We start from the raw sequence: 19,061 nt of genomic DNA, 5'->3' as shown, positions 1-19,061 counted from the left end.
ATTGATAGCGGCTTTAACCACATCACCGTATTGCTTGACGAAGCCGTTGAGGCTCTCGCCGTGCGCGCGGATGGTTGCTATCTGGATGGCACATTCGGCAGGGGCGGGCATAGCCGGTTGATACTCAGCCAGCTCGGGTCCGACGGTAAACTCCTCGGGTTCGATAAAGACCCCCAAGCGATTGCCACCGGGCAAGCGCTAGCGGCCGAAGACGGCCGCTTTGTCGTTGTGCAGCGCAGCTTTGCCGAACTGGGTGCCGAAGTGGCCGAACGCGGCATGGCAGGCAAGGTGGCCGGGGTTTTGCTCGACTTGGGCGTGTCTTCGCCACAGCTCGACGACCCGGAGCGTGGCTTCAGCTTCATGAACGATGGTCCCCTCGACATGCGCATGGACCCTACCCGGGGCATCAGCGCTGCGCAGTTCATCGCCACCGCGCCCCATGAAGAAATCACTCGCGTGTTCAAGGAATACGGTGAAGAACGCTTCGCCGGCCGCATGGCGCGTGCCGTGGTCGAGCGTCGGGAAATACAGCCGTTCGAGCGCACCGCCGACCTGGCCGAAGTGCTGAAAGTCGCCAACCCGGCGTGGGAAAAGGGCAAGAACCCGGCAACCCGTGCGTTCCAGGGCCTGCGCATTCACGTCAACAACGAATTGGGCGATCTGGAGGCGGGCCTCGAAGCCGCGCTGGACGCCTTGGAAGTGGGCGGTCGCCTGGTGGTGATCAGCTTCCACTCCCTGGAAGATCGTATCGTCAAACTGTTCATGCGTCGCCTGGTCAAGGGTGAGTCCGACAACCTGCCGCGCAACCTGCCGGTACGTTTCGAAGCCTTTGTGCCGAAAATCAAAATCCATGGCAAAGCGCAGTTCGCTTCCGAAGCCGAACTCAAGGCCAACCCACGCTCCCGCAGCGCTGTCATGCGCGTTGCCGAGAAGCTGCGGTGAGCAAGCTTTTTGCCAAGCCCCTCCCGGGCGGCAGCTTCTTCATGATGCTGCTGTACGTCGGCGTGCTGGTGTCCGCGATTGCGGTGTCCTACAGCGCCCACTACAACCGCCAATTGCTCAACACCCTGTATGGGGAGTTGAGTGTGCGCGACAAGGCGCAAGCGGAATGGGGCCGGCTGATCCTGGAACAAAGCACCTGGACGGCCCATAGCCGTATCGAAGTGCTGGCCACCGAACAGCTGAAAATGCACATCCCTGGCGCGGCCGAAGTCCGCATGGTGGCGCCATGATGAAACTCGAAGGCGCACTCTACCCATGGCGCTTCCGCCTGATGCTCGGCTTGCTGGCATTGATGGTGGGCGCGATTGCCTGGCGGATCATCGACCTGCAAGTGGTCGATCGCGACTTCCTGATCGGCGAGGGTAACGCCCGCAGCCTGCGTCATATCCCGATTCCTGCACACCGCGGCCTGATCACCGACCGTAACGGCGAGCCCCTGGCCGTCAGTACTCCGGTGACCACCCTGTGGGCCAACGCCAAGGAATTGCAGGTAGCCAAGGACCGCTGGCCGGCGCTGGCCGGTGCCCTCGGCCAAGACCCGAAAGCCCTGACCGAACGCCTGGAAGCCCAGGCCAACAAAGAATTCATCTACCTTGTTCGCGGCCTCACCCCTGAACAAGGTCAGCAAGTGCTCGACCTTAAAGTCCCCGGCGTCTATGGCATCGAGGAATTCCGCCGTTTCTACCCAGCCGGTGAAACCACCGCCCATATGGTCGGCTTTACCGACATCGACGACCACGGTCGCGAAGGCGTGGAACTGGCCTACGATGAATGGCTGGCCGGGGTTCCCGGCAAACGACAAGTCATCAAGGATCGGCGCGGCAGACTGATCAAGGATGTCCAAGTCACCAAAAACGCCAAGGCCGGTAAGCCCTTGGCGTTGTCGATTGACTTGCGCCTGCAATACCTGGCCAACCGCGAGTTGCGTAACGCTATCATCGAGAACGGCGCCAAGGCCGGCAGCCTGGTGATCATGGACGTGAAGACCGGCGAGATCCTCGCCATGGTCAACCAGCCGACCTACAACCCGAACAACCGTCGCAACCTGCAACCGGCGATGATGCGTAACCGCGCGATGATCGACGTGTTCGAACCGGGTTCGACCATGAAAGCCATCTCCATGAGCGCCGCCCTCGAAACCGGCCGCTGGAAGCCCAGCGATAAGGTCGAGGTGTATCCGGGTACCTTGCAGCTGGGCAAATACACCATTCGTGACGTGTCCCGCACCGAAGGTCCGGTGCTGGATCTGACAGGTATCCTGATCAACTCCAGTAACGTGGGCATGAGTAAGGTCGCCTTCGATATCGGCGGTGAAACCATTTACCACCTGGCGCAGAAAATCGGCCTGGGCCAACCCACCGGCCTCGATTTTCCAGGTGAGCGCGTGGGCAACCTGCCGAACTACCGCGACTGGAAAAAAGCCGAGACCGCCACGCTGTCCTACGGCTACGGCCTGTCGGTGACCGCGATCCAACTGGCTCACGCGTTCTCTGTTTTGGCCAACAATGGCCGCATGGTTCCGCTGAGCCTGATCCATGTCGACGAAGCGCCGAAAGCCACCCAGGTGATCCCGGAAAACGTCGCCAAGACCATGCAAGGCATGCTGCAACAAGTGATCGAAGCCCCGCGCGGTGTGTTCCGTGCGCAGGTGCCGGCGTATCACGTGGCAGGCAAGTCCGGTACCGCGCGTAAAACGTCGGTGGGTACCAAGGGCTATGCCGAAAACTCCTATCGCTCGCTGTTCGCCGGCTTTGGCCCGATGAGCGACCCGCGCTACGCAATCGTCGTAGTGATCGATGAACCGAGTAAAGCGGGCTACTTCGGTGGCCTGGTATCGGCGCCGGTGTTCAGCAAAGTGATGTCCGGCACCCTGCGCCTGATGAACATCACGCCGGACAACCTGCCGCCGACCCAACAAGCGAACGCCGGACCACCGGCCGCTGCCGTAAAAGCCAATGGAGGGCGCGGCTGATGTCTCTTAGCCTGAACAAGATTTTCGCCCACGCTGGCCGCGATCTGCTGATCCGCGAGCTGAGCCTGGACAGCCGCAATGTGCGTGCCGGTGACCTGTTCCTGGCTGTGCCAGGTGGCAAGGTCGATGGTCGTGACCATATCGCCGATGCCTTGCAGCGCGGTGCGGCGGCAGTAGCTTATGAAGTGGAAGGCGCCACCGTGCTGCCGATCACCGACGTGCCGTTGATTCCGGTCAAGGGCCTGGCCAAACAGCTGTCGGACATCGCCGGACGTTTTTATGGCGACCCGAGCCGTCACGTCAATCTGGTGGGCGTCACCGGCACCAATGGCAAGACCAGCGTGACCCAGTTGGTCGCCCAGGCCTTGGACCTGCTCGGCCAGCACTGCGGCATTATCGGTACCCTTGGCACCGGTTTTTATGGCGCGCTGCACAGCGGCCTGCACACCACGCCGAACCCGATCGCCGTGCAAGCGACCCTGGCCGACCTGAAAAAGGCCGGTGCCAAGGCGGTTGCCATGGAAGTCTCGTCCCACGGCCTGCACCAGGGGCGCGTTGCTGCGCTGGCCTTTGATGTGGCGGTGATGACCAACCTGTCCCGCGATCACCTGGACTACCACGGCACCATGGAGGCCTACGCTGCCGAGAAGGCCAAGCTGTTTGCCTGGAATGACCTGAAGTGCCGCGTGGTGAACCTGGACGACGAATTCGGTCGCCAGTTGGCGGCGCAAGAGCATGAGTCGCGCCTGATCAGCTACAGCCTGGAAGATTCCAGCGCGTACCTGTATTGCCGCGAGGCCCAATTTAATGACGAGGGCGTGCGTGCCACGCTGGTGACGCCACAAGGCGAGCACCACTTGCGTAGCAGCCTGCTCGGTCGCTTCAACCTGAGCAACGTCCTCGCTGCCGTTGGCGCGTTGCTTGGCCTGGATTACGCCCTGGACGAAATCCTGCGGGTGCTGCCCAAGCTGGAAGGCCCGGTCGGGCGCATGCAGCGTTTGGGTGGCGGTTCGCAGCCGCTGGTGGTGGTCGACTATGCCCACACCCCGGATGCCCTGGAAAAAGTCCTGGTTGCCCTGCGCCCACATGCCAAGGGCAAATTGCTCTGCCTGTTCGGCTGCGGCGGCGACCGTGATCGCGGCAAGCGTCCGCTGATGGCCGAGATCGTCGAGCGCCTCGCAGACGGTGTGCTCGTCACCGACGACAACCCGCGCAGCGAAGACCCGAGCCAGATTTTCGACGACATCCGTGTCGGCTTCCAAGACGCGTCCAAGGTGACGTTTGTCGCCGGTCGTGGCGCCGCCATTGCCCAACTGATTGCCAGCGCCGGTGTGGATGACGTCGTGGTGCTGGCCGGCAAGGGGCACGAGGACTACCAGGAAATCAACGGCGAACGCCATGCCTTCTCCGATCTGGTCGAGGCCGATCACGCCTTGACCGCCTGGGAGGTCGCCCATGCTTAAAGCGATGACATTCAGCGAACTGACCCAGGCCCTGGCGGCCCGTGTTCTGTCGAGCGATTGCCGCTTCGACGGTGTCAGTATCGACAGCCGCAACATCAAGCCGGGCCAATTGTTCGTCGCTTTGGCAGGCCCGCGTTTCGATGGCCACGACTACCTGAATGACGTCGCTGCCAACGGTGCCGTGGGCGCCTTGGTGCAGCGCGAAGTAGCAGATTCCACCTTGCCGCAATTGCTGGTCGCCGATACCCGCTTGGCCCTGGGCCAGTTGGGCGCGCTGAACCGTGCCGCGTTCGATAAGCCTGTTGCAGCCATCACCGGCTCCAGCGGCAAGACCACGGTCAAGGAGCTGCTTGCCGGCATCCTGCGCACGCGCGGCCCAGTGCTCGCTACCCGTGGCAACCTGAACAATGATTTTGGCGCACCGCTGACCCTGCTCGAACTGGCCCCGGAACACACGGCGGCCGTCATCGAGCTGGGCGCGTCGCGCATTGGCGAAATCGCCTACACCGTGGCGCTGACCAAGCCCCACGTAGCGATCATCAACAACGCCGGTACCGCCCATGTTGGCGAGTTCGGCGGCCCGGAGAAAATCGTCGAAGCCAAGGGCGAAATCCTTGAAGGCCTCGATGCATCGGGCACCGCTGTATTGAATCTCGACGACAAGGCCTTCGAGACCTGGCGTGTACGCGCCGCCGGTCGCAAGGTCCTGACGTTTGCCGTGTGCAATGCCGCGGCTGATTTTCATGCGTCCAGCATCACCGTTGATGCCCGTGGCTGCCCGTCCTTCACCTTGCACACGCCGCAAGGCAGCGAGCAGGTGCAGTTGAACCTGCTGGGTAACCATAACGTCGCCAATGCACTGGCCGCCGCCGCCGCCGCTCACGCCCTGGGCGTGTCGCTGTTTGGTATCGCCACGGGCTTGGGCGCCGTGCAGCCGGTCAAGGGCCGTACCGTGGCGCAGTTGGCGACCAATGGCATGCGCGTGATCGATGACACCTACAACGCCAACCCGTCCTCCATTAATGCCGCTGTTGATCTGCTGAAGGGCTTTGCCGGGCGCAAGGTGCTGGTGCTGGGCGACATCGGCGAACTGGGCGACTGGGCTGAGCAAGGCCACCGCGAAGTCGGTGCCTACGCCGCCGGCAAGGTCGACGCGCTGTATGCCGTGGGTACGAACATGGCCCACGCGGTCAACGCTTTCGGCCCTGGCGCACGGCATTTCGCCACCCAGGCCGAGTTGATCCAGGCGTTGGCTGCGGCCGAACAAGACAAACACACAACCATTTTGATCAAGGGATCGCGCAGCGCGGTGATGGAAAACGTCGTCGCGGCCTTGTGTGGCTCAAGTACGGAGAAACATTAATGCTGCTGCTGCTGGCTGAGTATCTGCAACAGTTCCACAAAGGCTTCGCGGTCTTTCAGTACCTGACCCTGCGCGGGATCCTGGGTGTGCTGACCGCGCTGTCGTTGTCGCTGTTTTTGGGGCCGTGGATGATCCGCACCCTGCAGAACCTGCAAATTGGTCAATCGGTTCGTAATGACGGCCCGCAGTCGCACCTGTCCAAATCCGGCACCCCGACCATGGGCGGCGCGCTGATTCTGTCGTCCATCGGCATCAGCACCTTGCTCTGGGCCGACCTGCACAACCGCTACGTGTGGACGGTGTTGCTGGTGACCCTGTTGTTCGGCGCCATCGGCTGGGTCGATGACTACCGCAAGGTGATCGAGAAAAATTCGAAAGGCCTGCCAAGCCGCTGGAAGTATTTCTGGCAGTCGGTGTTTGGCCTGGGCGCAGCGATTTTCCTGTTCGTGACCGCGCCAAGTGCGGTGGAAACCACCCTGATCATCCCGATGCTCAAGGACGCCAGCATTCCACTGGGCGTGGGCTTCGTGGTGCTGACCTATTTCGTGATCGTCGGCTCCAGCAACGCGGTGAATCTCACCGACGGCCTCGACGGCCTGGCGATCATGCCGACGGTGATGGTGGGCGGCGCGCTCGGCATCTTCTGCTACCTGTCGGGTAACGTGAAATTCGCTGAATACCTGCTGATCCCTTACGTACCGGGCGCGGGCGAACTGATCGTGTTCTGCGGCGCGCTGATCGGTGCCGGCCTGGGCTTCCTGTGGTTCAACACCTACCCGGCGCAAGTGTTCATGGGCGACGTCGGCGCACTGGCGCTCGGCGCAGCCCTGGGTACCATCGCCGTGATCGTGCGCCAGGAAATCGTGCTGTTCATCATGGGCGGTGTGTTCGTGATGGAAACCCTGTCGGTGGTCATCCAGGTGGCCTCCTTCAAGTTGACCGGGCGCCGCGTGTTCCGCATGGCGCCGATTCACCACCACTTTGAACTCAAGGGCTGGCCTGAGCCGCGTGTGATCGTCCGTTTCTGGATCATCACCGTGATTCTCGTGCTGGTCGGCCTTGCCACCCTGAAACTGAGGTAGAAACGAGTGTCCCTGATCGCTTCAGACCACTTCCGCATCGTTGTCGGCCTCGGCAAGAGCGGCATGTCCCTGGTTCGCTTCCTGGCGAACCGGGGCACGTCGTTTGCCGTCGCCGACACGCGGGAAAATCCACCGGAGCTGGTCACGCTGCGCCGTGACTACCCGCACGTGGAAGTGCGTTGTGGCGAGTTGGATGTCGAGTTTCTCTGCCGTGCCGACGAGCTCTACGTGAGCCCCGGCCTGGCCCTGGCGACACCGGCCCTGCAAGCCGCCGCCGCACGTGGCGTGAAGCTGTCCGGTGACATCGACCTGTTCGCGCGTAACGCGAAGGCGCCGATTGTGGCCATCAGCGGCTCCAATGCAAAAAGTACCGTGACCACCCTGGTCGGCGAGATGGCGGCTGCGGCCGGCAAGCGCGTGGCCGTGGGCGGCAACCTTGGCGTGCCGGCACTGGACCTGCTCAGCGACGACGTCGAGTTGTACGTGATGGAGCTGTCGAGCTTCCAACTGGAAACCACCCACGACCTCGGTGCCGAAGTGGCCACTGTGTTGAACGTGAGTGAAGACCACATGGACCGCTACAGCGGCCTGCCGGCTTATCACCTGGCCAAGCACCGGATCTTCCGTGGCGCCAAGCAATTTGTGGTCAACCGCCAGGATGCCCTGAGCCGTCCGCTGATGGGGGAGGGCATGCCTTGCTGGACCTTTGGTCTCGGCAAACCCGATTTCAAAGCCTTTGGCATTCGGGAAGAGAACGGCGAGAAATACCTGGCCTTCGAATTCCAGAACCTGATGCCGGTGCGCGAGCTGAAAATCCGTGGCGCCCATAACCAGTCCAATGCTCTTGCGGCGCTGGCGCTGGGGCATGCCGTGGGCCTGCCGTTCGACGCCATGCTGGCGGCGCTGCGCAGTTTCGGCGGCCTTGAGCATCGCTGCCAGTGGGTACGCGATCTCGATGGCGTCAGCTATTACAACGACTCCAAGGCCACCAACGTCGGCGCCGCATTGGCTGCCATCGAAGGCCTGGGTGCCGATATCGACGGCAAGCTGGTGCTGATCGCCGGTGGCGATGGCAAGGGTGCCGACTTCAAGGACCTCAAAGGTCCGGTCGCCGCACATTGCCGCGCCGTGGTGCTGATGGGCCGCGATTCCGATCTGATCGCCGCCGCCCTTGGTGACGCAGTGCCGCAAGTGCGCGCCACGTCCCTGGACGACGCTATTGCCCAGTGCAAGGCCCTGGCCCAGCCGGGCGATGCGGTGCTGCTGTCGCCGGCGTGTGCCAGCTTCGACATGTTCAAGAACTACGAAGAGCGCGGCCAGTTGTTCGCCCGCGCCGTGGAGGCTTTGGTATGAGCCTCGGTCTGAGAAACATCATCAAGCCGTACCCGTCGCCGATCATCACCGGGCGCGGTATCGACCTCGACTTCCCCATGCTTGCCGGTTGCCTCGCGCTGCTGGGCCTGGGCCTGGTGATGATCACGTCGGCGTCGTCCGAAGTGGCCGCCGTGCAGTCGGGCAACACCCTGTACATGATGATCCGTCACCTGGTGTACCTGTTGCTCGGCCTCGGCGCCTGCATTGTCACCATGATGATTCCCATCGCCACCTGGCAGCGCCTGGGTTGGCTGATGCTGATCGGTGCGTTTGGCTTGCTGATCATGGTGATCCTGCCCGGCATCGGCCGCGAGGTGAACGGTTCGATGCGCTGGATCGGCTTCGGTGCGTTCAACGTGCAGCCGTCGGAAATCGCCAAGGTGTTCGTGGTGATCTACCTGGCCGGCTACCTGGTGCGTCGCCAGAAAGAAGTGCGCGAAAGCTGGATGGGCTTCTTCAAGCCGTTCATCGTGCTGCTGCCCATGGCTGGCCTGTTGCTGATGGAGCCCGACTTCGGTGCCACCGTCGTGATGATGGGGGCAGCGGCGGCGATGCTATTCCTGGGCGGCGTCGGCCTGTTCCGTTTCACCTTGATGGTGGTACTGGCCGTCGCGGCCGTGACCATCCTGGTGCAGGCGCAACCCTACCGGATGGCCCGTCTGATTACCTTTACCGATCCGTGGTCCGACCAGTTCGGTTCCGGCTACCAGTTGACCCAGGCGTTGATCGCATTCGGGCGCGGCGAGTGGTTGGGCGTGGGCCTGGGCAACAGCGTGCAGAAGCAGTTCTACCTGCCGGAAGCCCACACCGACTTCGTGTTTTCGGTGCTCGCCGAAGAACTCGGCGTGGTGGGTTCGCTGTGCACCGTTGCGCTGTTCGTGTTCGTGTGTGTGCGGGGCATGTACATCGGCTTGTGGGCCGAGAAGGCCAAACAGTATTTCGCCGCGTATGTGGCGTACGGCTTGTCGTTCCTGTGGATCGGCCAGTTCCTGATCAACATCGGCGTGAACGTCGGCCTGCTGCCGACCAAGGGCCTGACCTTGCCGTTCCTCAGCTACGGCGGCAGTTCGTTGGTGATTTGCTGCGCGTGCCTGGGCTTGTTGCTGCGCATCGAGTGGGAGAGTCGAACCCACTTGGGCAGCGAAGAGATGGAATTCAGTGAGAGCGATTTTGCCGAGGAGCCAACCCATGGGCGCTAACGTGCTGATCATGGCGGGCGGCACCGGGGGCCATGTGTTCCCGGCCTTGGCGTGTGCGCGTGAGTTCCAGAACCGTGGCTACACCGTGCACTGGTTGGGCACGCCGCGCGGTATCGAAAACGACTTGGTACCGAATGCCGGTTTGCCGCTGCACTTGATCAACGTCACCGGCCTGCGTGGCAAGGGCAAGTTGTCCCTGCTCAAGGCGCCGTTCGTGTTGCTCAAGGCGGTGTGGCAGGCGCGCAAGGTGATTCGCGAATTGCAGCCGGTGTGTGTGCTGGGCTTTGGTGGTTATGTGACAGGCCCGGGTGGCGTCGCCGCCAGGCTCGCCGGTGTGCCGGTGATCGTGCACGAGCAGAACGCCGTGGCCGGGACTGCCAACCGCCTGTTGGCGCCCCTGGCTGCACGGGTGTGCGAGGCCTTCCCGAAGACTTTCGACGCATCCGACAAACTGCGCACCACCGGCAACCCGGTGCGCACCGAACTGTTCATGGACATTGCTCGCGAAGCACTGAGCGGGCGCAAGGCGCACCTGCTGATCATGGGCGGCAGCCTGGGCTCCGAGCCCTTGAACAAACTGCTGCCGGAAGCCCTGGCGCAACTCCCTGTGGAATTGCGTCCGGAGGTCTTCCATCAGGCCGGTAAAGATCATGGTGAAGTCACCGCCTCGCGCTATCGCGAAGCCGGTGTGGAGGCGAACGTACAGCCCTTCATCAAAGACATGGCCCAAGCCTATGGCTGGGCCGACCTGGTGGTCTGCCGCTCCGGCGCGTTGACCGTCAGTGAACTGGCCGCCGCCGGTCTGCCGTCCTTGCTGGTGCCTTTGCCCCACGCAATCGACGATCACCAGACCCGCAACGCCGAATATTTGGCCGGGGAGGGCGCTGCCTTCCTGCTGCCGCAAAGAACGACTGGCGCCGCCGATTTGGCCGCACGCCTGACCGAGGTTTTGATGCAACCGGAACGACTCAACAGCATGGCGAGCACCGCAAGCCGCCTGGCCAAACCTGACGCAACCCGTACCGTGGTCGATATCTGCCTGGAGGTGGCCCATGGTTGAGAATCAGAAAGCCATGCCACATCCCGAGATGCGTCGCATCCGTCGTATCCACTTCGTCGGTATCGGCGGCGTGGGCATGTGCGGCATTGCCGAAGTGTTGCTGAACCTGGGCTACCAGGTGTCCGGCTCGGACTTGAAAGAGTCGCCGGTCACTGATCGCCTGAAAAGCTTCGGCGCCCAGATCTTTATCGGCCACCGTGCCGAGAACGCCGCCGAAGCCGATGTGCTGGTGGTGTCCAGTGCCGTGAACACTTCCAACCCGGAAGTGGCCACCGCCCTAGAGCGCCGTATTCCGGTGGTGCCACGTGCCGAGATGCTGGCCGAGCTGATGCGTTATCGCCATGGCATCGCCGTCGCCGGTACCCATGGCAAGACCACCACCACCAGCCTGATCGCCTCGGTGTTCGCCGCCGGTGGCCTGGACCCGACCTTTGTGATCGGTGGCCGCCTGAATGCAGCCGGCACCAATGCACAACTGGGCACCAGCCGTTACCTGATCGCCGAAGCCGATGAAAGTGACGCGAGCTTCCTGCATCTGCAACCGCTGGTCGCCGTCGTCACCAACATCGACGAAGACCACATGGCCACCTACGACGGTGACTTCAACAAGTTGAAGAAAACCTTCGTCGAGTTCCTGCACAACCTGCCGTTCTACGGTTTGGCCGTGGTGTGCCTGGACGACCCGGTGGTGCGTGAAATCCTGCCCCAGGTGAAGCGCCCGACCGTGACCTACGGTTTCAGCGAAGACGCCGACGTGCGTGCGATCAATGTGCGCCAGGAAGGCATGCAAACCTTCTTCACCGTGCTGCGTCCTGATCGCGAGCCGCTGGATGTGTCGGTGAACATGCCGGGCAACCACAACGTCTTGAATTCCCTGGCGACCATCTGCATCGCCAGCGACGAGGGCGTCAGCGATGAAGCCATCGTCGAAGGCCTGTCGCGTTTTGCCGGCGTGGGTCGGCGCTTTCAGGTCTACGGCCAACTGCCGGTAGAAGGCGGCGACGTGATGCTGGTGGACGACTACGGTCACCACCCGACCGAAGTCGCGGCCGTGATCAAGGCCGTACGCGGTGGCTGGCCGGAGCGCCGTCTGGTGATGGTCTACCAGCCGCACCGCTACAGCCGTACTCGCGATCTGTATGACGACTTCGTCAATGTATTGGCCGATGCCAACGTGTTGCTGCTGATGGAGGTGTACCCGGCCGGTGAAGAGCCGATCCCGGGCGCCGACAGCCGCAAGCTGTGCAACAGCATCCGTCAGCGTGGCCAATTGGACCCGATCTACATCGAGCGTGGTGTGGACCTGGCGCCAATCGTCAAGCCGCTGCTGCGTGCCGGTGACATCCTGCTGTGCCAGGGCGCCGGTGACATTGGTGGCCTTGCCCCTAAATTGCTGGCGAGCCCGTTGTTTGCCGCCGCCGAAAAGGGGAAGTCGAAATGACCACTGACTACGCCTCCCTGTTCTCCAAAATCGCCCCTGCCGACTTCGGTCGCGTAGCGGTATTGTTCGGCGGCAAAAGTGCTGAGCGCGAAGTGTCGCTCAAGTCCGGCAATGCCGTGCTTGAAGCCCTGCAAAGTGCTGGCGTGAACGCCTTCGGCATCGACGTGGGTGATGACTTCCTCGCCCGCTTGCAGGCCGAGAAGATCGACCGCGCCTTCGTCATCCTCCACGGCCGTGGCGGTGAAGACGGCAGCATGCAAGGCCTGTTGGAATGCGCCGGCATCCCGTACACCGGCAGCGGCATTCTTGCTTCCGCGTTGGCCATGGACAAGTTGCGCACCAAGCAGGTGTGGCACAGCCTGGGCATTCCAACCCCGCGTCACAGCGTTTTGTGCAGCGAAGACGATTGTATTTCTGCAGCCAAGGAACTGGGCCTGCCTTTGATCGTCAAACCTGCCCATGAAGGCTCCAGTATCGGCATGGCCAAAGTGAACTCGGCCGCCGAATTGATCGACGCATGGAAAGCGGCAAGTACCTACGACTCACAAGTGTTGGTGGAACAGTGGATTCAAGGTCCCGAGTTCACCATCGCCACCCTGCGTGGCCAGGTTTTGCCGCCTATCGCATTGGGCACGCCCCACACCTTTTACGACTACGACGCCAAGTATGTGGCCTCCGATACCCAGTACCGGATCCCGTGTGGCCTCGACGCAACCAAGGAACAGGAATTGATGGACCTCACGGCGAAAGCCTGTGAGGCGCTGGGTATCGCCGGTTGGGCGCGGGCAGACGTGATGCAGGATGACCAAGGGAATTTCTGGTTCCTGGAAGTCAACACCGCACCGGGCATGACCGATCACAGCCTGGTACCCATGGCTGCTCGTGCAGCGGGCCTGGACTTCCAGCAGTTGGTGCTGGCGATCCTTGCCGCAAGCATTGAGCCTAGAGGCTGACAGACATGAACGGCGCATCGCTTCGACATCAGCAACCCCCAGCACCCGGCCGCAAGCCGGTGCCACGGGGTGCCAGCCGCATGGTGGCTAAAGAGCCGATGTCGGCGCGCCTGCCGAAAGCCAACTTTGGTTTTCTCAAGGCGCTGTTCTGGCCGGTGTTGCTGGTGGTGTTGGGCTTCGGCACCTACGAGGGCGCGCAGCGCCTGTTGCCGTATGCCGACCGGCCGATCACCAAGATCAGCGTGCAGGGCGACTTGAGCTACATCAGCCAGCAGGCGGTACAGCAGCGCATCGGCCCGTACCTGGCGGCGAGCTTCTTTACCATCGACCTGGCCGGTATGCGCGGTGAGCTGGAACAGATGCCGTGGATCGCCCACGCCGAAGTCCGCCGCGTCTGGCCGGACCAGGTGACGATCCGCCTGGAAGAACAACTGCCCGTGGCCCGTTGGGGTGACGAAGCGCTGTTGAACAACCAGGGCCAGGCGTTTACGCCGCGTGAACTGGCCAACTACGAGCACCTGCCGCAGTTGTTCGGGCCGCAGCGGGCGCAGCAGCAAGTGATGCAGCAGTATCAGGCCTTGAGCCAGATGCTGCGGCCAATGGGCTTCTCCATTGCACGCCTGGAATTGCGTGAGCGGGGCAGCTGGTTTTTGACCACCGGGGCCGGCAGTTCCGGCCCGGGCATCCAGTTGTTGCTGGGACGCGACCGCTTGGTGGAAAAGATGCGCCGCTTTATTGCCATCTATGACAAGACCTTGAAAGAACAGATTACGAACATTGCGAGCGTCGACCTGCGTTACGCCAACGGCCTTGCCGTCGGCTGGCGTGAACCGGCTGCGCCCACGGCAGCGCAACCCGCTGTCGCGAAGAATTAAGAAGAGGCAGGACCCATGGCAAACGTGCAAAGCGGCAAAATGATCGTCGGTCTCGATATCGGCACCTCCAAGGTGGTGGCGCTGGTCGGCGAGGTCGGAGAAGACGGCGTAATCGAGATCGTCGGTATCGGCACGCATCCGTCCCGGGGCCTGAAGAAGGGCGTGGTGGTGAACATCGAGTCCACCGTGCAGTCGATCCAGCGCGCCATCGAAGAAGCGCAGCTGATGGCCGGTTGCCGGATCCACTCGGCGTTCGTCGGCGTTGCGGGCAACCATATCCGCAGCCTGAACTCCCACGGCATCGTGGCGATCCGCGACCGTGAAGTCAGCGCCGCCGACCTTGAGCGTGTACTCGACGCTGCCCAGGCCGTGGCGATCCCGGCTGACCAGCGCGTGCTGCACACGCTGCCGCAGGACTACGTGATCGATAACCAGGAAGGCGTTCGCGAGCCCCTGGGCATGTCGGGCGTACGTCTGGAAGCCAAGGTCCACGTGGTGACCTGCGCCGTCAACGCCGCACAGAACATTGAAAAATGCGTGCGCCGCTGCGGCCTGGAAATCGACGACATCATTCTGGAGCAGCTGGCATCGGCTTACTCCGTGCTGACCGACGACGAAAAAGAACTGGGCGTGTGCCTGGTGGACATCGGCGGCGGCACCACTGACATCGCGATCTTCACCGAAGGTGCGATCCGTCACACCGCCGTGATCCCGATTGCCGGTGACCAGGTGACCAACGACATCGCCATGGCGCTGCGCACACCGACCCAGTACGCCGAAGAAATCAAGATCCGCTACGCCTGCGCCCTGGCCAAACTGGCCGGTGCCGGCGAGACCATCAAGGTGCCAAGCGTGGGCGACCGTCCACCGCGCGAACTGTCGCGCCAGGCCCTGGCCGAAGTGGTCGAGCCGCGCTACGACGAGCTGTTCACCCTGATCCAGGCTGAGCTGCGTCGCAGCGGCTACGAAGATTTGATCCCGGCCGGCATCGTGCTGACCGGTGGCACCTCGAAGATGGAAGGCGCGGTCGAACTGGCCGAGGAAATCTTCCACATGCCGGTGCGCCTGGGCGTGCCCCATGGCGTCAAAGGCCTGGGCGACGTGGTGCGCAACCCGATTTATTCCACTGGCGTGGGCTTGCTGTTGTACGGCCTGCAAAAGCAGACCGACGGCATTTCCCTGTCGGGCCCGAGCATCCGCGACAGCTACCGCAGTGACGACGAGGCGAAAGCGCCGTTGTTCGAGCGTCTGCAAGCGTGGGTCAAAGGCAATTTTTAAAGCTTTACCGCAACACCGCTGGAAGCAGTAGGCGAAAAAACTAGAGAAAACGAAAGGAGAGGGAACATGTTCGAACTCGTAGACAACATCCCCGCAAGCCCGGTCATCAAAGTGATCGGTGTCGGCGGTGGCGGCGGCAACGCTGTCAACCATATGGTCAAGAGCAACATTGAAGGCGTTGAATTCATCTGCGCCAACACTGATGCCCAGGCGCTGAAAAGCATCGGCGCGCGGACCATCCTGCAATTGGGCACCGCGGTGACCAAAGGCCTCGGCGCTGGCGCCAACCCGGAAGTCGGCCGTCAAGCCGCCCTGGAAGACCGCGAGCGTATTGCCGAAGTGCTGCAAGGCACCAACATGGTGTTCATCACCACGGGCATGGGCGGCGGTACCGGTACCGGTGCAGCGCCGATCATTGCCGAAGTGGCCAAGGAAATGGGCATTCTGACTGTCGCTGTCGTGACACGTCCGTTCCCGTTCGAAGGCCGCAAGCGCATGCAGATCGCCGACGAAGGCATCCGTCTGCTGTCTGAAAGCGTCGACTCGTTGATCACCATTCCCAACGAGAAGCTGCTGACTATCCTGGGCAAGGACGCGAGCCTGCTGTCCGCATTCGCCAAGGCTGACGATGTACTGGCCGGTGCCGTTCGCGGTATCTCCGACATCATCAAGCGCCCAGGCATGATCAACGTCGACTTTGCCGACGTACGTACCGTGATGAGCGAAATGGGCATGGCGATGATGGGCACTGGCTGCGCCAGCGGTCCGAACCGTGCACGTGAAGCCACTGAAGCGGCCATCCGCAACCCGTTGCTGGAAGACGTGAACCTGCAAGGCGCACGCGGCATCCTGGTGAACATCACCGCCGGTCCTGACCTGTCCCTGGGTGAGTACTCCGACGTGGGTAGCATCATCGAAGCCTTCGCTTCCGAGCACGCCATGGTCAAAGTCGGTACCGTTATCGACCCGGACATGCGCGACGAACTGCACGTGACCGTGGTTGCGACCGGCCTGGGTGCCAAGATCGAGAAGCCTGTGAAGGTCATCGACAACACCCTGCACACCAGCCAGGTGAGCCAAGCGGCTGCCGCTCCAGCGCCTTCGCGCCAGGAACTGCCGTCGGTGAACTACCGTGACCTGGACCGTCCGACCGTGATGCGCAACCAGGCTCAGGCCGGTGCTGCGGCGTCCCGTAGCCCGAATCCGCAAGATGATCTGGACTACCTGGACATCCCGGCATTCCTGCGTCGTCAGGCCGATTGATGGAATGTATCAGGGCTATGAAGGTGATTGGTGTTCAGCAAAGGTCTGGTCTGCTATTATCGCCAGCCTTTGTTGATACCAGTTCGCAATTTGCGCTCAAGCGGTCCAAGCCATGATTAAACAACGCACCCTGAAGAATATTATCCGTGCCACAGGTGTAGGTCTGCACTCCGGGGAGAAGGTATACCTGACCCTCAAACCTGCACCTGTCGACACCGGCATCGTGTTTGTTCGTGCCGACCTGGACCCTGTGGTGCAGATTCCTGCTCGCGCGGAAAACGTTGGCGAAACCACCATGTCGACCACATTGGTCAACGGTGACGTCAAAGTGGACACGGTGGAGCACTTGCTCTCGGCCATGGCTGGCCTGGGCATCGATAACGCCTACGTCGAGCTCTCCGCGTCTGAAGTCCCGATCATGGATGGTAGCGCTGGACCTTTCGTATTCCTGATTCAATCTGCCGGCCTGGAAGAACAGGACGCAGCCAAGAAGTTCATTCGCATTCTGCGGGAAGTGACAGTAGAAGACGGCGACAAGCGCGCCACCTTCGTCCCGTTCGAAGGCTTTAAAGTGAGCTTTGAGATCGATTTCGATCACCCGGTATTCCGTGACCGCACCCAAAGTGCAAGCGTGGATTTTTCCAGCACTTCGTTCGTAAAAGAAGTCAGCCGCGCCCGTACCTTTGGTTTCATGAGTGACATCGAGTACCTGCGCAAGCACAACCTCGCACTCGGCGGCAGCGTTGAAAACGCCATTGTGGTCGACGCGGATGGTGTACTGAACGAAGACGGCCTTCGCTATGAAGACGAATTCGTGAAGCACAAGATCCTCGATGCAATCGGTGACCTCTACCTGCTGGGCAATAGCCTGATAGGCGAGTTCAAAGGCTTCAAGTCGGGCCACGCCCTTAACAACCAGCTGCTGCGCAAGTTGATTGAGCAGACAGACGCTTGGGAAGTCGTGACCTTCGAAGATGCCAGCACCGCACCGATCTCTTACATGCGTCCCGTTGCGGCGGTGTAAGTAACAACTCTCTTTCTTTAGTTTTGAAAGGCTGCCTTCGGGTGGCCTTTTTTTATGCCGATTGCCCACTGCCTATGGAGATCAAAATGTGGGAGCGGGCTTGCTCGCGAATGCGGTGTGTCAGTTATTGCATCTGTTACTGATCCACCGCATTCGCGAGCAAGCCCGCTCCCACATTGGACCTCATTTACAAGTCAGAGGGTCGCAGCATCCACAATCCGGTTGCGCCCGGTATGCTTGGCCTCATACAGCGCCTGGTCCGCACTCAACAACAACGCCTCCAACGACATACGGCTGCGCTTGTCCCACGTGCTCATCCCAATACTCACCGTGATCGGCCGCTCATCGCCCGCCACCCTAGGCAAGTGCTCAATGCCGCTGCGGATATGTTCGGCGATCACCTCGGCGCCCTTGGCATCGGTGTGCGGCAACACCACTGCAAACTCCTCACCGCCATAACGTGCTGCCAAGTCGGCGGGGCGGCGGATATTGGTGCCGATCACCTGGGCCACGGTGCGCAACGCCTCATCGCCGCCATGATGGCCGTGGCGGTCGTTGAAGGCCTTGAAGTGGTCCACGTCGATCATCAGCAGTGTCATCGGCTCGGCCGAGCGTTGCGCGCGGTCCCATTCCAGGCGCAGGCGCTCGTCGAGGATACGGCGGTTGGCCAGGCCGGTGAGGGCGTCGGTGGCTGCCAGTTCTGACAGCACCCGCTCGGTGCGATAACGGCGGCGCAGTTCCCGGCGCAGCATCCAGGTCAACCACAACAAGCCGATACACAACACGCCGGTGGCGCCGGCGGTCAACAGTGCGGCGCGTTCCCAGGGCGCGAATACGTCTTCGCTGGACAGGGCCACCACCACAATCAGCGGCAGTTCACCGACGTTGCTGAAGGTGTACAAGCGTTCTTTGCCGCTCATGGAGGAGATCGCCCGGAAACTGCCTTCACCTTCGCGCAACATGCGTTTGAAGTTGGGGCGGTCGCTGAGGTCCTTATCGATCATGTCGCGTTCCAGCAACGGCTGTTGGGCGAGGAGAATGCCGTGGGTGTTCATCAGGTTCACGCTGCTGCCATTGCCGATGGTCAGGCGGTTGAACAACTGATCGAAATACGCCAGGCGCATGGTGGCCACGGCAACGCCGGCAAACTCACCGTCTGGCCCCGATACGCGCCGGCTGAACGCGATGCGCCACACTTGATCGCAGGCGCAGCGGATCTTGAACGGGCGGCTGATAAACAGGCCTGCCTGGGCGTTGTTCTGATGAATCTGGAAATAATCGCGGTAGGCGAAATTACGTGGCGTTGGCCACAGCGTCGAAGAGTCGGCAACCACCGCGCCATTGGCGTCCAGCAACAACACCTCACCTTTGAAGGGCGCTGCCGTGGATTGATCAAACTGCACCAGGTGTCGGATATCCACCGGCACCTGTGCCAAGTCCTTGCGCGTGGTGGCAGCGATCAGCCCTTGCAGCGCCAGGTCGTAGAGTTCGACGTTACGCAGCACATCGGCATTGATCAGTTGGGTAATGTTGGTGGTGGCGCGCTTCGCCGCCTGCAGGGTGCTGGCGTGCTCGCGGATCAGCAGCGCCGCGACAATGACCATGATAAGGGCGACAGTGAGGCCACTGCCCAGCAGCAGCAATAGCTCTGGGCGTAAAGGCAGGGTACGACCACGGTCTTGGCTCATCGGGCAGACTTCAGCACTTGGGAT

16 protein-coding genes are annotated in these 19,061 nt (G+C 61.9%); 15 read left to right on the top strand and 1 reads right to left on the bottom strand.

Translation table 11 applies throughout. The annotated features are described in order from the left end of the window. The 15 genes from rsmH (at position 1) to lpxC (ending at position 17,349) form a co-directional block, all read left to right on the top strand. Positions 1 to 942 (top strand): 16S rRNA (cytosine(1402)-N(4))-methyltransferase RsmH, encoded by a 942-nt coding sequence (rsmH, locus tag DBR46_RS19095; RefSeq protein ID WP_085986532.1) that lies wholly within the window; start codon positions 1 to 3, stop codon positions 940 to 942. Next, positions 939 to 1,232 carry a cell division protein FtsL gene (gene ftsL / locus DBR46_RS19090; protein ID WP_017738702.1) on the top strand — a complete coding sequence of 98 codons (294 nt, stop codon included), beginning with the start codon at positions 939 to 941 and terminating at the stop codon, positions 1,230 to 1,232. Before rsmH ends, ftsL begins: the two co-directional genes overlap by 4 nt. Further along, complete coding sequence (locus tag DBR46_RS19085) at positions 1,232 to 2,974, top strand: penicillin-binding protein 2 (protein ID WP_177414099.1); 1,743 nt, start codon at positions 1,232 to 1,234, stop codon at positions 2,972 to 2,974. Before ftsL ends, DBR46_RS19085 begins: the two co-directional genes overlap by 1 nt. Next, complete coding sequence (locus DBR46_RS19080; protein WP_124527433.1) at positions 2,974 to 4,437, top strand: UDP-N-acetylmuramoyl-L-alanyl-D-glutamate--2,6-diaminopimelate ligase; 1,464 nt, start codon at positions 2,974 to 2,976, stop codon at positions 4,435 to 4,437. Before DBR46_RS19085 ends, DBR46_RS19080 begins: the two co-directional genes overlap by 1 nt. Beyond that, positions 4,430 to 5,800, top strand: coding sequence for a UDP-N-acetylmuramoyl-tripeptide--D-alanyl-D-alanine ligase (gene murF, locus DBR46_RS19075; protein WP_124527432.1), 1,371 nt, complete (start codon positions 4,430 to 4,432; stop codon positions 5,798 to 5,800). The genes DBR46_RS19080 and murF overlap by 8 nt, the downstream gene beginning before the upstream one ends. Next, positions 5,800 to 6,882, top strand: a complete 1,083-nt coding sequence (mraY, locus tag DBR46_RS19070) for a phospho-N-acetylmuramoyl-pentapeptide-transferase (RefSeq protein WP_124527431.1) — start codon at positions 5,800 to 5,802, stop codon at positions 6,880 to 6,882. The genes murF and mraY overlap by 1 nt, the downstream gene beginning before the upstream one ends. A 6-nt stretch (positions 6,883 to 6,888) precedes the next feature. After that, a complete protein-coding gene (gene murD / locus DBR46_RS19065; RefSeq protein ID WP_124527430.1) occupies positions 6,889 to 8,235 on the top strand; it encodes a UDP-N-acetylmuramoyl-L-alanine--D-glutamate ligase in 1,347 nt (448 codons plus the stop codon). Between the two features lie 8 nt (positions 8,236 to 8,243). Further along, positions 8,244 to 9,455: a putative lipid II flippase FtsW gene (ftsW, locus tag DBR46_RS19060; protein ID WP_177325355.1), complete on the top strand. Its 1,212-nt coding sequence runs from the start codon at positions 8,244 to 8,246 to the stop codon at positions 9,453 to 9,455. After that, entirely contained in the window at positions 9,445 to 10,515 is a 1,071-nt protein-coding gene (gene murG / locus DBR46_RS19055) for an undecaprenyldiphospho-muramoylpentapeptide beta-N-acetylglucosaminyltransferase (RefSeq protein WP_124527429.1), read from the top strand. Before ftsW ends, murG begins: the two co-directional genes overlap by 11 nt. Next, the gene (gene murC, locus DBR46_RS19050; RefSeq protein WP_124527428.1) at positions 10,508 to 11,956 is read left to right on the top strand and encodes a UDP-N-acetylmuramate--L-alanine ligase; all 1,449 of its coding nucleotides are present in this window, start codon (positions 10,508 to 10,510) and stop codon (positions 11,954 to 11,956) included. Before murG ends, murC begins: the two co-directional genes overlap by 8 nt. Continuing rightward, positions 11,953 to 12,909, top strand: coding sequence for a D-alanine--D-alanine ligase (locus DBR46_RS19045; RefSeq protein ID WP_124527427.1), 957 nt, complete (start codon positions 11,953 to 11,955; stop codon positions 12,907 to 12,909). The genes murC and DBR46_RS19045 overlap by 4 nt, the downstream gene beginning before the upstream one ends. Positions 12,910 to 12,914: 5 nt before the next feature. Then, positions 12,915 to 13,784, top strand: a complete 870-nt coding sequence (locus DBR46_RS19040; RefSeq protein WP_026137037.1) for a cell division protein FtsQ/DivIB — start codon at positions 12,915 to 12,917, stop codon at positions 13,782 to 13,784. A 15-nt stretch (positions 13,785 to 13,799) separates the two neighbouring features. Then, on the top strand, positions 13,800 to 15,062 hold the full coding sequence (ftsA, locus tag DBR46_RS19035; RefSeq protein WP_017738691.1) for a cell division protein FtsA: 1,263 nt from the start codon (positions 13,800 to 13,802) through the stop codon (positions 15,060 to 15,062). 66 nt (positions 15,063 to 15,128) lie between these two features. Further along, entirely contained in the window at positions 15,129 to 16,325 is a 1,197-nt protein-coding gene (gene ftsZ, locus DBR46_RS19030) for a cell division protein FtsZ (protein WP_017738690.1), read from the top strand. A gap of 112 nt (positions 16,326 to 16,437) precedes the next feature. After that, complete coding sequence (lpxC, locus tag DBR46_RS19025; RefSeq protein WP_003171886.1) at positions 16,438 to 17,349, top strand: UDP-3-O-acyl-N-acetylglucosamine deacetylase; 912 nt, start codon at positions 16,438 to 16,440, stop codon at positions 17,347 to 17,349. A gap of 194 nt (positions 17,350 to 17,543) precedes the next feature. Here the strand turns inward: lpxC and DBR46_RS19020 are convergent, their stop codons facing one another. Further along, on the bottom strand, positions 17,544 to 19,037 hold the full coding sequence (locus DBR46_RS19020) for a sensor domain-containing diguanylate cyclase (protein WP_124527426.1): 1,494 nt from the start codon (positions 19,035 to 19,037) through the stop codon (positions 17,544 to 17,546). Between the last annotated feature and the right edge of the window lie 24 nt (positions 19,038 to 19,061).

It is taken from the genome of Pseudomonas sp. KBW05, from assembly GCF_003852405.1.
Classification (GTDB): domain Bacteria; phylum Pseudomonadota; class Gammaproteobacteria; order Pseudomonadales; family Pseudomonadaceae; genus Aquipseudomonas.
Note: the sequence above shows the minus strand (reverse complement) of the source record. Positions and strands in the feature narration are given on the sequence as shown.

What these genes read in the sequence shown, in the direction of transcription:
- DBR46_RS19085 (WP_177414099.1), top strand. Translation starts at nt 1,232, where the DNA reads ATGAAACTCGAAGGCGCACTCTACCCATGGCGCTTCCGCCTGATGCTC.
- DBR46_RS19080 (WP_124527433.1), top strand. Translation starts at nt 2,974, where the DNA reads ATGTCTCTTAGCCTGAACAAGATTTTCGCCCACGCTGGCCGCGATCTG.
- murF (WP_124527432.1), top strand. Translation starts at nt 4,430, where the DNA reads ATGCTTAAAGCGATGACATTCAGCGAACTGACCCAGGCCCTGGCGGCC.
- mraY (WP_124527431.1), top strand. Translation starts at nt 5,800, where the DNA reads ATGCTGCTGCTGCTGGCTGAGTATCTGCAACAGTTCCACAAAGGCTTC.
- murG (WP_124527429.1), top strand. Translation starts at nt 9,445, where the DNA reads ATGGGCGCTAACGTGCTGATCATGGCGGGCGGCACCGGGGGCCATGTG.
- murC (WP_124527428.1), top strand. Translation starts at nt 10,508, where the DNA reads ATGGTTGAGAATCAGAAAGCCATGCCACATCCCGAGATGCGTCGCATC.
- DBR46_RS19045 (WP_124527427.1), top strand. Translation starts at nt 11,953, where the DNA reads ATGACCACTGACTACGCCTCCCTGTTCTCCAAAATCGCCCCTGCCGAC.
- DBR46_RS19040 (WP_026137037.1), top strand. Translation starts at nt 12,915, where the DNA reads ATGAACGGCGCATCGCTTCGACATCAGCAACCCCCAGCACCCGGCCGC.
- ftsA (WP_017738691.1), top strand. Translation starts at nt 13,800, where the DNA reads ATGGCAAACGTGCAAAGCGGCAAAATGATCGTCGGTCTCGATATCGGC.
- ftsZ (WP_017738690.1), top strand. Translation starts at nt 15,129, where the DNA reads ATGTTCGAACTCGTAGACAACATCCCCGCAAGCCCGGTCATCAAAGTG.
- lpxC (WP_003171886.1), top strand. Translation starts at nt 16,438, where the DNA reads ATGATTAAACAACGCACCCTGAAGAATATTATCCGTGCCACAGGTGTA.
- DBR46_RS19020 (WP_124527426.1), bottom strand. Translation starts at nt 19,037, where the DNA reads ATGAGCCAAGACCGTGGTCGTACCCTGCCTTTACGCCCAGAGCTATTG.